The following is a 14483-nucleotide window of genomic DNA, read 5'->3' as shown; positions in this document are numbered from 1 at the left end:
AAAGGAAGTAAATCCATGAACATTATACAAGACAATGCCGCGCGCAAGCGGTCCAAAAGACGTACCCGCACAGATGAACATCAGGAGACCAATGCAGCCTGCAAAGTGCTCCATCAGGTTCCCGAGCCATTTGAGATCGTGCCGGACGCGATCCCGGATGGTGGCCGGATCATTGCGATATGTGATGTCGAAACAACTGGCCTCGACACAAATCAGGACCCGATCATCGAACTTGCAATCATGCTGGTCACCGTTGATGCAGACGGCAGAGTAGTTGGCGTCATGCCGCCGCGCAGTTGGCTTGAGGACCCGGGCGTTCGGCTCGATCCGCGCATCATCGCAGTAACTGGTATCACAGATGCTGACATTGCCGGGCAAAAGATCGATGACCGGCAGGCGCTGGCGATGCTCGCACGTGCTTCGCTGGTCATCGCGCACAATGCCAAGTTCGATGTGAGTTTCATCGAACGGCGGCTTCCGGAGGCCGCGGGCAAGGACTGGGCATGCAGTTGTTCCGAGATCGAATGGCCACAGTTGGGCTTCGACAGCCGTGTACAGGGATATCTCATGATGCAATCAGGCTGGTTCAATACCGCACACCGGGCAGCAGCCGACGTGTGGTCGCTTTACTGGTTGCTGCAGCAGCTACATGGCGACCAAACGCTACTCCAGCGGCTGCTTTGGACCTCAGATCAGCCAACATTAACAATTTTACAGTCACACCCACGAAGGCCCGCAATTTGCGGGTCTTCTTTTATCCAAAAAGGACAATACTCATGACCAACAACACATATTTTCGCCCATTCAATTGCCGCCCTGTCGTTGCCGATAGCACACTGCGTGCAACGCATCGCACAGCCTACGCTTCTTACTGCTACATAAGGCGGGAGCCTGACGCCGATGCTTACGGCCCCATGCCGGAGGAATGGGCGACACGCGGCGACCTTGTAGCAACAGGCCGCATCCATCCGGCCCAGACGCCAGCCTGGGCACGCTCAGGTCCCAAAATCTGGAAGGATGCTGACGCTTCGGTTTACCCACATCGCCTTACCGAAGCTGCTGCCTCCCACATTGTCCTCACTCTGCCCCCGATCATGGAAGCAGGTGATTGGGTGGATCTTATCGAGACGTTCGGTACCGAGCATATCGCCGATCATGGTATGATCGCCGACTGGGCAATCCACTATAAGCCAAAGCAAATCGCACCGCACGCTCACTTGCTCGTTACAGCCCGCAGCTGGCGTGCCGACAGAAATCCTGGCCGGAAGCATCCACGCTGGTTTGCGAGCAAGGAAGCTATTCGCAAAGCCGAACTGGCTTGGATCGACATTTCAGGGCTGCGACCAAACCTCAGCTTCATTGGAACATCGTCGAGCGAATGATGCGCATTACAGGGCGCATGCGGCATATTGCGGCTGGAAAAGCTTAGCCGATCAGAAGGATGCCGTTCTCGATGTGCAGCGTTGCAATGGGGCAACGTGTACATCGAGACTCCGCTGCTGCTCGATGAGACACAGAAAATTGTCGGAAAGTTTGCAAATTTGGACGATCATGACAGTTCACTATCGGGGTCTTTAGGGCCCAGAGAAACGTCTTTTTGATCCTCAGATGACAAGCGCGCGTAAATTTAAAGTTGATCCCAGAGCAAGACACTTATCGTATTTACTGCCAGAACCCACTGACAACAAACACCAATATCCAAGTTATGGAAAACACAATTAGCATTGGTAGCCATCGAATAGGCCGTCGGTTCCATGGCAATTTGCGATGTATCTGCAGTAATTTTGAGTCACTGCGATAGATCACTCGTTTGGATCGGTCGAATTTTTGAATTTTCGGCACGCGCGTATCCCCAGCTCGGCGCAAGCCTTACATTTAGACGAAATATATCAAAATAGTTCTAACAGCCTTAGGTGTTCTTCCGGGATAAATTTGCCCTGAACGTTGGGCATAAGATGGTAGGTTAATATGCCACTTTGCCGCCCAAGGCTGGCGTTTAGAGGCTCATTTCGAAACGGCCGGAGTGTTATGGGAAACCTCCGTTCCGCAGTCTACCCACTATGAACGTCAGCTTTCTTTGATTTTGACATAGAAGCTGCCTGTCAGGACACGACCCAGTTGCTGAAATTTAGAGCATCCCAGTAGGCTCTCGAAAGCAGACATTTGTCTGCGTAATAGCATCTGTCCGAAATTGTCACGGGTGGGGAACGCCCGATCCGATTCATTTGTGAATGAATAGATGCTAATTAGGACTGCGCACAGAGATTTGCTGCCTGCTTGCGAACGTCGTTAGTTCCGAGCCTCGAAAATCATATTAAACGCATGATGGAACGCTTGGCTGGCGCTGCCATGTCAAACAGCTTTTGCGCTGCAAGAACTGCGGTCGGAGCATTAGGCGCTGTGGCATCTGCGCCCATTACAGCTGCCAGTTCTGGATTTTGAGTGAACATCGGGCCTCCAACCAAAACGCCGACTAGTGGGTTTCTAGAATGCTGCCGGACTTGATCTATCGCGGATTTCAGGGCCTCAAGCTGTGCATCTGAACCTGCTGTCAATCCCACCACCGCAAACCAGCTGCTGCTGACGGCCTCTACCAATTGGTTTACATCTCCAGAGTATTCAACTTCAACTTGCCAACCTGCTGCGGACAGAAGTTTCTCAATCATCGACGCGCCGAATGAATGCTGGTTGCCTGGAGCTGTTGCCATCAGGAAGACACGCCGATCGCCTAACTGTGGCAGTGCGTAGGTGTCATTAAAAATGGCCAGTAGCTTTTGAAGTCGCCCAACCCCGAGAGTTACATCAATAAAATCACATTCATCCCGGTCCCACATCTCGCCAAGATGGCGTGCCGTCGGTTCCAGCAATTCTATGTAGAGCGTATTCATCGATAAGCCGCGATCCTTCATAATCGCAACATAGGTCGCCGCGGCTTCGAGATCATCGCCGAGGACGATGTGGGCTAACGCGTCAATTTCCGTACTATTTGGTCGCAGAGCCTCAATAACTTCTTCAACTAGCGGTGCACCGGGAACAACTTCGGTGTGTAGCCGAACCAATCGCGGTACGATCTCATCGGAAACAAATCGCGCAAGGTCATACTGGCGTATGCCTACATCATGACGCTGAAGAATTTCCGGTGAGACAAAATGTTTCTCAAAGTTACGAAGCGTCTGCCGGTCGATAGTCGTTGATGCTAACGCACTGCCTGCGTGGCCCATCCTATCTCTCCCCTTTAAAAGCTGCCGGGAACTCATTGACAATATCACCATACAACTCGGAGCTTGTCGATGGGCAACAGGGTCATTTTGCCCGTCATAGGGTAAATACCGTAGTGGCTTGTCACCGCTGAAATGAAGCGCTGATTGCCATAGACTAAAGAACTGCCAACCAATCCGAATGGCCTACTTCCAGCGCACAAAGACTATTTGAGGATACGGTCATAACCGAGATTTTGACTGTCTCCGAAAGTGACGCGGCCTCCTGAACATGAGCAAGGTTTGTAATTTATTAACGGTTGGCCCGTAGTTGCCGACGCGTAGGTAAAAAGCGATTCAGGAAATTGTCGATGTTGAAAAATAGTTGCTACGGGATTTGCTCGCTGATCCTTTTAATTTCTGGTACCGCTCAGGCAGGTGTATCCACGTCTTCAATGCCAGTATCGGCAACCATCCTTGAAAACTGTACGGTAGTCGCGACGCCTCTGGTTTTTACCCCTCCTCAAGGAGGAACAGCAGCGGTCGATTCTACTTCAACTATCACGCTTGCGTGCACACCAAATGCTGATTTTGATGTTGCATTGAATGCCGGCGCAAACGCCATCGGTGGCGCACGGCACATGAAAATCGCTGCGGGCACTGAATTATTGCCTTACGAAATCTACCAAGATTCTGCTCACACTCAGATCTGGGGCAGTAATGCTGGAACAAACACTAGGCAAGGTACGGCTCCGACCGGAGGGGCCACATTCACAGCTTTTGGAAGGATCGCCGCAGATCGTCCCGCGGTCAGTGCTGGCACCTACGCCGACACTGTGACAGTCACCGTCACCTTCTAGCGCAAGTAAATTGAAATCAAAATGGATAGTAGCTGTTGTTTGCGCACTTTGCGCCGCTGCAGCTTATGGTCAACAGGGCGTTAATCTCGAAATAAGTGGACCAAGCCAGAGCTTTGGATCCGCGATTAACGTGACGCCACTTCGCGTCGAAATGGACAAGACCGAGTTTGCTGATCAAATGCAAATCCGAAACGACTCTGCGGAACCCATTAATGTTCAGCTGCGCGTGTTCAAATGGACCCAAGTTTCGGGGAACGACCAATACTCATTGTCGAACGAAATCATATTGTCACCGTCGATTACCCGCATTGGAGCAAACCAGACACAAAATTTCCGGCTCATGCGCGCAAGCGAACAAAAATCGTTCGGTGAAGTTCGCTATCGGATCATTATTGATCAATTACCGAGCACGTCCGGTTCATCCGAAAGCCAAACCAAAACTCGGCTTCGCTTCAGCGTGCCCTTATTCGTTAATCGCGACACGGCGACCGCTCCCAAACTTGAATGGCAGCTCCGCGGACGGCGACTAAGTATCATCAATAATGGCGGTAAAACCGTAAAAATTAGCGGTGTAACGGTGCTAATGCCTGACCAGAGACGTATAGAGTTTAAAGGCAGCGGCACCAGATATGTGCTGGGTAACTCCCGCGTCGTTTGGGAGTCGGAGCTAGATACGGGTTGTATCGCAGCGGCCCCAACACTTATCGCGGTGGTCGATCAGCAGAAAATCAATGCGATCCCGTCAACAACTTGTTCGTGACTCCGCCTCCGGGCTAATTACGGCATTATGCCTATTTTATGCAGAACAAGCAGAAGCTGCCGATGATCCATTTGCGCTCTCGTTTGACGTTTCTTCCACCGCCAATGAAGATAGCTTTAATAAATTAAGTAAGGGGGACGCAATTGCTCTGCCCCCACCGCAATACAGTCTGTTTGTCGAAATAAGGGTAAACGGCACAGCACGCAGACGTCTCGTAGAGTTGCGAGACATTGCCGGGCAAGTTTCGATTAAGGCGCAAGATGCCGAAACTGCCGGGCTAGTTAAAACGGCGACACCGGGTTCCTATATTGATCTCAATACCCTTAAATTGCTTAAGTGGCATTTGGACCGCAACAGCGGCATACTGTCGGTAGATATAGCGCGCAAATCCGATGGTCCGAACAATATAGATTTTGCTGCGCGTCCTTCATCCTACAATGATAGCCAACCTGTCACAGCTCTTATTGGTAACTACGACCTCAACGCGGCTGTCGGAAGAAACGGGTTTTCCGTGGGGGGATTTGTAGAAGGAAGGTTAGTCCGGGGCAACTTGTCGTTGGGGAGCACTTGGCGTTTTTCAAACAACACGCTGCCTAAACAAACCCAAGTAGTGCGATTAGACAGTGGCTTGACGCTAAACATACCTGAACGCTCTATCAGCACAACGTTAGGCGATTTCATCAGTGCTGGACCATCAAGTTCGCGAGCAGTCCGCCTAGGTGGTCTTAAAGTTGGAACTGATTTTGGCCTGCGGCCAGATCTAATCACTTATCCACTTCCTGACTTTACCGGATCCGTGGCTGTACCGACAGGGTTGGATTTGATTGTAGCTGACCGGCGTTTTAAGGCTGGCGACGTCGCCGCCGGTGAGTTCACAGTACGCAACATCCCTGTACCCGTGGGTCGAAACAGTGTTGGTGTGGTCGTTCGTGATTTCTTCGGCCAAGAGCGAATTGACACAGTTCAATTTTATACTGCGCGAAATTTGTTAGCAAAAGGGCGCTCGCAATTTTCAATAAACGTCGGTGCCATCAGGCAGAATTTTGGTCGATCGAGCGATGATTATGGCCCGTGGGCGGCGATGGCTAATTTGCGTCAGGGTGTATCAAACAGTCTTACGATTGAACCAGCCGTCGAGTTAGCCGAAGGCTACGCAAGTGTGGGTCTGTCCTCCACTTTTACGGTTGGTGCCGTAGGCCTATTAAACATAGATGCACGCGCCAGCCGATTTGATCGCGATAGATACGATCCTATCAATTCGATCCGGAGACGAGGTAAGTTATTTGGGGCCAGCTTCGAAAGTGTAGGAGAGTTGGTCTCGTTCAGGTTGGAGGCGCGAAAGGTCACAAAGAATTTTGACGATCTTCCTAGTGTGGCGGGCGATCAGCCGCCAGCATCATTTCTTTCCGGGTCGCTCAACTTCAACACCCGAGCATTAGGCAATTTTCGTCTAACCGCAGTTCGCCAATATAAGCCAAGACGTGCACGAGACTTTGCTGATGTAAATCGAACGGACATTATCACGTCAAGCTACCGCACAAGTCTCAAGAACGGCATAAACATCTTTGTCGACGCTACTCACCAACGGTCTGAGCGCAGGTCGAGCTCAATTCTAGTTGGGATGTCAGTGCAGTTCCGAGGTCGGGCCAATGGTCAATTCAATGTGAGCCAACAAGGTCGACAATCCCAGATAACTTCCGGGCTATATAATCTCGATTCACAGCCCGGCGATGTTGGTTATGCTGTCACTGCTGGGGTGGGATCTATTGACCAGACGAGTGCGCTCGTCGCTTACCGCGGCGGATGGGGGCGCGTCGAAGCCCAAGCCGAAATTGTGGGCAGGCAAGCCGCTGCACGGCTCGGAGCAAGCGGATCAGTGCTGCTGGCAGAAGGCCATATTTTTGCGGCGCACCGTCTGGATAACGGTTTCGCGCTGGTCCGGACAGGCAAAATTGCTAACGTAAGTGTTGAGCAGGAAAGCCGCCCGGTGGGTAAGACCGGGCCAGAGGGACTAAAATTACTCACCGACTTTCCAGCCTACGTGCCAACGCGCATCAGTATTGATCCTAAAACACTGCCTGACATGACGATTGCTCGTAAGCTAAGTGCGATGATTGTAGTTCCTTCGCGGTCTGGTAGTTTGGTAGACTTAGACGTAGAGAGTTATCAGCCAGCACTATTCCGGTTAGTTCATTCCAATGGGAGGCAGGTAGCGCCTGGAACCGTAGTCCAAGCGCTGCCGTCAAAGAGCGAATATGTCGTGGGCTTTGACGGTATGGTAGAGATCAACGGCTGGCATGATGATAAGGAATTGCGCTTCCAAGCCGACGAGAACCGGTCCTGCTTCGCCAGCTTCACAACTTCATCGCTGAAGCGGTTTAGCAACGACAATGGCGACATTCCTGAAGTTCGATGCGACGGAACTATCCGTCCGATTGCGATAGGACGATAGTTGGAGCATCGCGCTCTGAGGAGTGAGCAGACCATTTTAGCTGTCCAGCTCAAACTGCGCGACAATGGCAGCCTTCGCTATTACGTGACCGAAAGCGGCCGATCGGCTCCCCACGACATTTCTTTCGTCCGACTACCCAGTTGACGACGCTAAAAGCGGACGGAACAGACACGACATCACTGATCTCGCGGTCCTTCCGGTGGTTCAATCTATTTTCTTTTAACAATCGTACATTTACTTACCGAGAAAAACAGCATCGGTAAGCGCCAGGCTTCTAAAAAGTGCTCGTGAATATTCGGCGCTCGCGACATACAGTCGGTAAAACCTATTTTATGCGTGCTCGAAATCTGATTGCAAAGTTTGACAGCGGGCTACCACCGTACGCCATTGAGCCTTTGGGGTTAATGCAAAGATGCCTGACCGCGGAATCATAGCCTGAAACAGGAGTGTATACGCACGCAGCAAAATTGGGTGGGACAGTGACCAAATTGGAATACCGAACGTCAGTTGATGCTGTAAAAGTCAAACCCGCAGAGTTTTGGGTGAACGCTACAGAATTTGTTTCCGGGCCTGCCCCGTCGATATCTCCGTTATAAAACTCTACAGTCGACGGGATGCTGTCGAGCAGAAAAATCGAATTTGCGTCTGTTGTTCCGTTCCCTGTATTTGTGGTGGTAATAGTGTAAATGACATCGCTACCGGGAACCGAGAATTTATTGATACCGTTAGTTTCAAACGATGCTGAGCTTTTTTCGACACTAAGCACGGCTACACCCAAGATATTTATCGCATAATCCTCGACTTCACCATTTGACGCTATTGACGAAGCGCCTAGCCCGCTGGTCGTCGACCAGCGAAAACGTACAAATGTTTGAGTGAGCGTTGCTGTCGGGGGCACAGCGATGCTGAGACCAATTAACCCAACTGCACCATTAGTATCCCCCGCACCATTATCGGCGATATTGGTTGCTAACTGCTCTCCTACGTCGGCGAAATCACCGTCCCCGTTCCAATCAGCCCAGCATTGCAATCGTCCACCAGTACCTTCGACGTTCACAGTCGCACTGCCTGTATTCGATTGTCGGAGAACAGATATGCTGACGCCCTCATCCCCCGCATCTCCATTTGCGGACGGGCTGTTATACCGGGCGAGTTCAGCGGTATTGGAGGCCCCAATTCGAACTCCTGCCACGATATCATGCACAGGATTTCCGTATGCAGCGGGTGCGTCGCCAAAATCTTGGGGAACCTGCGAAGTAATTGAAGGTAGCGCCAGCACAGGGTAACTAAAATCAAGTGAAGTTAAGCGCGTTGTATTGCCAGTTCCTAAGGTACCAATTCGATATCGGAACGTGCTCGTAGATGTATAGAATATTGACACAATATTCTGTGTGGCGAACTCATCGATACCAGGAGCTGTAAAATTGGTTCGTGCTTCAAACCGGACGTTGTTTGGGATTGAGGGACCAGATGCATTAACATCTATATTTGTAGGTGTGTCGAGAACGTAAGACGCGAATGGAGTGGAAAATTCAGCATATTCGCGAATAGACCCACTATCTCCATCGATGTCGATTCCGGAAGAAGCAAAATCAATTAGGACCGGCGTAGCTGTACCGCCAAGAACAAAAGTAATGGTGAAATCCGCGCTGCGGGCATTTGCTCCCACCAATTCAGGCTGAAAGTTATCGATCAAGCCACTGTCCTGGTCGATGGTGCTAAGGGTCGCTGCAGTCAACGCATCAATCCGAACACGAGCATCAATACCGGTAGCGACATTAGAAAATCGGTAAATGGCACCGACACTAAGCGCCGTTCCTGAAACCAGCACCGGGTTTCTGAAGTCTAAAGCAGTAATCAGACGCCCTTGGCATGTAACCGTTTGGGCTTGTACTATGGTGCCGCTTAGCATGATGCTGCTACATACGTAAATTATAAGCATTCGTAGCGCGATTTTTATTAACCGGTAACAGAACCAAAGCATCCGATCTTGTTAAACGATAATGGTTAATTCTTCCATGACGCGTTTGTGAACGTCGACATTGCTGCCACTGAACATGCTCAACAGCTGCTAGTTCAACGTTTAGAAGCTCTCGACGGCTGAAATTGGGCCGTAACCCGACTGTCCGGTTTTAACGAAAATTTTAGATAAGCTGCCGTTCCGCTTATGACCCAATGGCTAATATTCCTGGCGGCTGAGCCATATGCCAAAAGTGGATATTTGTCCAAGTAATCGGAATGGGCGGGAGGTGGGCCGAGAGCGGACAGGCAGCGGAACTGAATGACGTGCATTTGAATGATTTGAAACATAGCTTCACCCGATGCCCGACTGTTTAATGACAGCAGCAAGAACGGAAAAAGAGACATTGTTGAGATCAAATTTTGTTTAAACTTTACGTCCATGGACATCGACTTGTAACTTTTGCATCGTCATCCAGTCGCGTCCGCTTTAAATAAGAAAATCAGGCAACAGGAAACACTCAAACATCTCCGCTGTGAACGGGTACCGCGGTTTACCTTCAGTAATCAAGCTGCTCTAACTTTTTTAACTTCCTCGTCAAGCTTGCTGGCAATGACTTTTTTATTCGGCGTTTGAGGTGCGACTTTATCGATAATCGGCGCGCTATGCTCATGCAAATCTTGTCTGTTAAGCCCGAGCATCGCGTTAACCTCTGCAACCGGTACAGGTTTACTGAAATAATAGCCTTGTATTTGGTCGCAGCCATTCTCGTGCAGTATATCGAGCTGGTCGATTGTCTCGACCCCTTCTGCGGTGGTTTCCATGCCCAATGCTTCAGCAAGAGACGTTATCGACCTTATAATTGCGGTTGCGCCATCTTGCGCCATCAAATCTTCGATAAACGTTCGATCAATTTTGATCTTGTCGAACGGAAATTTGCGCAAATAACTGAGGGACGAATAACCTGTGCCGAAATCATCTAGGGCAACACGTACTCCCATGCCTCTCAACGATTTCAGCGATTCCAGCGTATTTTGGATATCGTTGATGAACAGGCTTTCGGTAATTTCTAGTTCAAGCCGATTGGGCTCTAAACCTGAACCAGTGAGCGCTTGTATGACCACCGAATTTAATCGATTTGATCGGAACTGGACCGGTGAAATATTGACGGCAACGCGAATGTGCTTCGGCCAAGTCGTCGCAACGCGACAGGCCTCACGTATGACCCAATCGCCAATGGGAATAATGAGGCCTGTGTCCTCCGCTAAGGGAATGAATTTGATTGGCGGCACCAATCCATGTTTCGGATGATTCCAGCGGATTAAAGCCTCAAACGCCGTTACCCTGTTTTCCGATAGTGCAAATAGCGGTTGAAAATATAATTCAAGTTCGCCGTTGCGGATAGCATCATGTAGGTCCAGTTCGATTAACCGGCGCTCTTGTGCTTCGGCGTCCATTGCAGGTTCAAAAAATCGAAAGCCGCCCTTGTCGTGATTTTTTGCACGATAAAGCGCCAAGTCAGCATTCTTCAAAAGCGACGTTGGGTCACTGCCATCGTGGGGAGCAACAGCAATGCCAATGCTGGTTCCAGTAACAAGTCGGTGTCCATTTACGACTATTTGCTCTGACGTGCTTGCGAGAACGGCGTGCGCAAGAGCTGCAGCTGAGCGCGCATCGCCCTCAATGAATAATGCGAACTCATCACCGCCGAGCCTGGCAACAAATCCGTTCTCGGCTAAGCGCTGCAACCGGGCAGCAACCTCGCACAATAACGCGTCGCCTGTTGGATGGCCAAGCGTATCGTTTACCCCCTTAAAATTGTCGAGATCCAAACAAAGAAGGGCGAACGATTTTCCTGTACTGGACTTTAGTCGATCAATGATATGCTCGCGCAGCAAAGAGCGATTAGCAAGGCCTGTGAGGCCGTCATGGAATGCCATGTGGGCAATTTGGCGTTCCCGGTCTGCAATGCTATGCACCATCCGATTGAATGACTTGGCAAGCTGAGAAATTTCGTCGTGGGTGCGAACCAATACCTGAGCATGCTCGCCCGAGCCAACGGATCGCGTCGCTTGCTCTAGCATGGCAATCGGAGCTGCAATGCGCCGAGCGAGTATCCAGCTTCCGGCAATCGCGAGACAAATCCCAGCTACTCCAAATATCAGCAAAGCCATGAAAATTGGTTGGTACCCTGCAAGTGCAGCTGTTAGGCTATACGTCAAAAGTAATACTTGCGGTTCAGGCTCCATGAAGCTCGGAACAAGGCTCGCCCTTACCAGCCATTGGTGCCCATCAGCATTGGTCTCGGTGACCGAACTTGTTCGACTGGAAGGGCGGGAGCTCTTAGGCAGCGCGCTCAGCGGCACAATCTTGGGACGCAAATCGAGGGCTGATAATTTTGCGAGGCCTTTTAATTCATCTTTGCCTAGCTGACGCGTGAACACTACCCAACCGATTAAATCAGGCGTTTCAATCGGCGCGGCTACAATCATTGTTTCAAGCCCACCTAGGCGGGCAATTCCTCTTTCACTTCCCATATCCAGTGCCGCAAACAACCGATTCTTGTCGGGCATCTTCAATTCGCGGTTGGCCCCAACTACAACGCCGTCCAGTCCCACGACATAAGCGTCGGACAGCACAAGCCGAGTTTCTAACGTATTGAGCGCAGAATCAATAGTGGCAGCATCTCCCGTTGCGGTTGCTTCACGAAAACCGAAGTCAGCTGCTAGAACGCTGCCGGCTTGCTGCAACTGTTCAAACTGCATTTTAGCAATGCGCTCGAATACCTCACTGCCTGCAGCCATTTCACGATTTATAGATTTCTTAGCGTAATTTTCGATTACAATGCTGGTGCCGATGATTGAAACTGTCGTCGCCACGGCAAACATCACCGCGAAAAATACTGTCATTTTTATCGAAATGCGCGACACGATGCGGTAAACAACGCGTCTCGTTTTAAACGACCAACGAAATGTCATGGACGAAAAGCCGATACAGACGCGGATGAAATACTACAGGAGCCAACAACGACCAATACTACAAACAAGGCTGCATAAGCTGCTGTTATACGGTCCCGAAGCCTGCCGAACTTAATGTTTTTGGGAAAGCGCACGTCAGTCTTGCCGCACATTTAATTCGTAGCGACGCTCATTGCCGCCTGCTGTCAAGCTGGTGTTAAATGCGACCTCATTACCGGCTGCACGTGCCTGCGGATGCCAGATTTTCACTGTGCCCGCACCCGCGGTCAGGCCGTTAAAGTTTACCACACCGTTGCGGTCAGTCTTGGCTGCAAAGGGGGTGTCCACGACTTTGATATAACCACGCATATTGTCGTGGATGTTGCATCCCAATGCGACACTGCCCGCGATGGGGAATTTCTGCGAACGGCTTTGTTCTTTGCCATAAAGGTTGATTTCAAACCGGGCTGTTTTTGAAAAACTGTAAACACTGTGCCGGACCCGATCAAAATTGGGGAAGCTGACCGAGGATCCTTTGGCAGCAATCAAGGTCCCCGGCGCAAAGGCCAGATCGCGCTGCGCCATCACGCTTGGGCCAAATCGCATCGGCTTGTTTGTACCCGTTTTGGGGTAGACCATTACCACGGCTTCTTGAACGGGAATGCCGCGTGCATCCTTGACGGTGACGGAGACGCTGGATTCGGTTGCACCAGTGGCGGCTACACCCAATGATAAACAAGCGAAAACTGTAAGGAGTTGTAGCGCGAATCTTTGCATGTCGTCCGTCTGCCAGCAAAAACTTAACGCATTGCTAAACTTTAGCGTCAGAAAACGAGGGCATGGTTAACGTTCCGTTTACGACCCGCGTTTAGGTCCGGCATATAAATTCGGACGAAAGATGCGATGAAATTGCGCAGACCACACACTTGGCTAATTGCCTCAATCGTTGCAGCCTCGCTCGGTGCAATTCCTGCGCAGGCGAACAGTCGCGATCTGGAAACCGGCGGCAAATTGCTATTGACCAATGGCGCGGCGTCGGTCGACGGATCTTCAGGCGGCGGCTTAGCCACTTGGGCTGTCATCGCTGGAAACGCCACCGAAGAGGGTATTGGCGCGTCGGCATATGTGACCCTGCTTGAACTGCCCGATTACCGCCTACAAAATCACGGCTTTGCGATAGGCCTGTTTGATAGGGTCGAGCTAAGTTACGCCCGGCAAAATTTTGATACCAAGGCCGTCGGCGCATCGCTTGGTCTTGGACGAGGGTTCAAGCTCAACCAGGATATCTATGGCGCAAAGCTGCGTTTGGCAGGAGATCTGGTTTACGGTGCTGCTACATTGCCGCAAATATCCATTGGTGCGCAGTTTCGCAAGAACGTTGATGCGAATGTTGTGGACTCGCTTGGTGCATCGCGCAACCAAGACGTTGATTTCTACCTGAGCGCGACGAAATTGATTTTGTCCCATTCGGTATTATTGAATGGAACTGCGCGTCTGACGCGCGCCAATCAATTTGGCTTGCTCGGCTATGGCGGCGACAAGCAGACTGATCGGACCTTGGAATTTGAAGCATCGGTAGGCTATCAACTGTCGCGCCGCCTTTTGGTTGGCGGTGAGTATCGCACCAAGCCTGATAACTTGTCGCTCGCCCCCGAAGGTGACGCCATGGACCTGTTTGCGGCATGGGCGATTAATGATAATTTCACTTTGACCGCTGCTTATGCTGACCTGGGTAATATTGTCACGCAGGACAAGCAACGCGGCGCTTTACTATCACTGCAGGCCGCATTTTAAGGATGCTTATGAACGAAATACTCTTGGTCCTGGCTATGCTGCAGACGTCGCCCGAATTGGAGATAACAGCCCCGGTGGATGAAACGGAGGTCGCAGCACAGGCAGATATTCCAGAGGAGAAGCCTGATTCCGTTACTGGAGAATTTGCCGTCGATCCATATGTGCAAAGTAACGAGAACGCAGGCGCAAAACCGTTTGCCGCGTCGGCAATGGCCAATCAATTTGGTGGTCAACAGGGCATCCGCAATATGACCAACAGGTTGGTTGAAATCAGCCTAGCCGACCCACGCATTTCAGACATTTTTCAAGGGCAAGACATGGTCCGCTTGCGCCGCACGTTGTTTGAACAATTCTGCTATATATTGGCCGCTGGCTGTGATTATACCGGTCGGGACATGCGCACCGCCCATGCCAATATGGGGCTGGAACGCGACGATTTAAATGCGCTGGTCGAAAATTTCCAACGTGCGATGCAGGAACAGAAAATCCCCTTTGCGGCGCAA

At 50.9% G+C, this 14483-nt stretch carries 11 protein-coding genes; 7 read left to right on the top strand and 4 right to left on the bottom strand.

Annotated elements, in window-relative coordinates; genetic code table 11:
• Positions 1-15 precede the first annotated feature (15 nt).
• A complete protein-coding gene (locus tag ACLL9E_RS03025; protein ID WP_411290265.1) occupies positions 16-780 on the top strand; it encodes an exonuclease domain-containing protein in 765 nt (254 codons plus the stop codon).
• Positions 777-1382 carry a MobA/MobL family protein gene (locus ACLL9E_RS03020; protein WP_411290264.1) on the top strand — a complete coding sequence of 202 codons (606 nt, stop codon included), beginning with the start codon at positions 777-779 and terminating at the stop codon, positions 1380-1382. The genes ACLL9E_RS03025 and ACLL9E_RS03020 overlap by 4 nt, the downstream gene beginning before the upstream one ends.
• A 927-nt stretch (positions 1383-2309) precedes the next feature.
• On the opposite strand, the gene ACLL9E_RS03015 is transcribed toward ACLL9E_RS03020, so the two are convergent.
• On the bottom strand, positions 2310-3221 hold the full coding sequence (locus ACLL9E_RS03015; RefSeq protein WP_411290263.1) for a B12-binding domain-containing protein: 912 nt from the start codon (positions 3219-3221) through the stop codon (positions 2310-2312).
• A 347-nt stretch (positions 3222-3568) separates the two neighbouring features.
• Between ACLL9E_RS03015 and ACLL9E_RS03010 the strand changes: the two genes are divergently transcribed.
• Genes ACLL9E_RS03010 through ACLL9E_RS03000 form a run of 3 tightly spaced genes read left to right on the top strand, consistent with a single transcriptional unit; the run spans position 3569 to position 7269 of the window.
• Positions 3569-4057: a spore coat U domain-containing protein gene (locus ACLL9E_RS03010; RefSeq protein ID WP_411290262.1), complete on the top strand. Its 489-nt coding sequence runs from the start codon at positions 3569-3571 to the stop codon at positions 4055-4057.
• Positions 4058-4067: 10 nt separating this feature from the next.
• Complete coding sequence (locus tag ACLL9E_RS03005) at positions 4068-4817, top strand: molecular chaperone (protein WP_411290261.1); 750 nt, start codon at positions 4068-4070, stop codon at positions 4815-4817.
• A complete protein-coding gene (locus ACLL9E_RS03000) occupies positions 4789-7269 on the top strand; it encodes a fimbria/pilus outer membrane usher protein (protein WP_411290260.1) in 2481 nt (826 codons plus the stop codon). The genes ACLL9E_RS03005 and ACLL9E_RS03000 overlap by 29 nt, the downstream gene beginning before the upstream one ends.
• Positions 7270-7594: 325 nt before the next feature.
• On the opposite strand, the gene ACLL9E_RS02995 is transcribed toward ACLL9E_RS03000, so the two are convergent.
• The 3 genes from ACLL9E_RS02995 to ACLL9E_RS02985 form a co-directional block, all read right to left on the bottom strand.
• Positions 7595-9181 carry a GEVED domain-containing protein gene (locus ACLL9E_RS02995; RefSeq protein WP_411290259.1) on the bottom strand — a complete coding sequence of 529 codons (1587 nt, stop codon included), beginning with the start codon at positions 9179-9181 and terminating at the stop codon, positions 7595-7597.
• Positions 9182-9795: 614 nt separating this feature from the next.
• Positions 9796-12207 carry a putative bifunctional diguanylate cyclase/phosphodiesterase gene (locus tag ACLL9E_RS02990; RefSeq protein ID WP_411290258.1) on the bottom strand — a complete coding sequence of 804 codons (2412 nt, stop codon included), beginning with the start codon at positions 12205-12207 and terminating at the stop codon, positions 9796-9798.
• A gap of 135 nt (positions 12208-12342) precedes the next feature.
• Positions 12343-12963, bottom strand: a complete 621-nt coding sequence (locus tag ACLL9E_RS02985) for a methylamine utilization protein (RefSeq protein ID WP_411290257.1) — start codon at positions 12961-12963, stop codon at positions 12343-12345.
• A 126-nt stretch (positions 12964-13089) separates the two neighbouring features.
• Between ACLL9E_RS02985 and ACLL9E_RS02980 the strand changes: the two genes are divergently transcribed.
• Positions 13090-13980 (top strand): DUF3034 family protein, encoded by an 891-nt coding sequence (locus tag ACLL9E_RS02980; protein ID WP_411290256.1) that lies wholly within the window; start codon positions 13090-13092, stop codon positions 13978-13980.
• An 8-nt stretch (positions 13981-13988) separates the two neighbouring features.
• Positions 13989-14483: group I truncated hemoglobin (locus ACLL9E_RS02975; RefSeq protein ID WP_411290255.1), on the top strand; the 495-nt coding region annotated here is incomplete at its 3' end.

Source organism: Sphingorhabdus sp. (assembly GCF_046596595.1).
In the GTDB taxonomy this organism is placed as follows: Bacteria; Pseudomonadota; Alphaproteobacteria; order Sphingomonadales; family Sphingomonadaceae; genus Sphingorhabdus_B.
The sequence above is the reverse complement of the archived record's forward strand: the minus strand, read 5'-3'. Positions and strand labels throughout refer to the sequence as shown.

Coding starts and splice junctions, on each gene's coding strand:
- ACLL9E_RS02980 (WP_411290256.1), top strand. CDS start 13,090: ATGAAATTGCGCAGACCACACACTTGGCTAATTGCCTCAATCGTTGCA.
- ACLL9E_RS02995 (WP_411290259.1), bottom strand. CDS start 9,181: ATGCTAAGCGGCACCATAGTACAAGCCCAAACGGTTACATGCCAAGGG.
- ACLL9E_RS02990 (WP_411290258.1), bottom strand. CDS start 12,207: ATGACATTTCGTTGGTCGTTTAAAACGAGACGCGTTGTTTACCGCATC.
- ACLL9E_RS03020 (WP_411290264.1), top strand. CDS start 777: ATGACCAACAACACATATTTTCGCCCATTCAATTGCCGCCCTGTCGTT.
- ACLL9E_RS03025 (WP_411290265.1), top strand. CDS start 16: ATGAACATTATACAAGACAATGCCGCGCGCAAGCGGTCCAAAAGACGT.
- ACLL9E_RS03015 (WP_411290263.1), bottom strand. CDS start 3,221: ATGGGCCACGCAGGCAGTGCGTTAGCATCAACGACTATCGACCGGCAG.
- ACLL9E_RS02985 (WP_411290257.1), bottom strand. CDS start 12,963: ATGCAAAGATTCGCGCTACAACTCCTTACAGTTTTCGCTTGTTTATCA.
- ACLL9E_RS03010 (WP_411290262.1), top strand. CDS start 3,569: ATGTTGAAAAATAGTTGCTACGGGATTTGCTCGCTGATCCTTTTAATT.
- ACLL9E_RS03000 (WP_411290260.1), top strand. CDS start 4,789: ATGCGATCCCGTCAACAACTTGTTCGTGACTCCGCCTCCGGGCTAATT.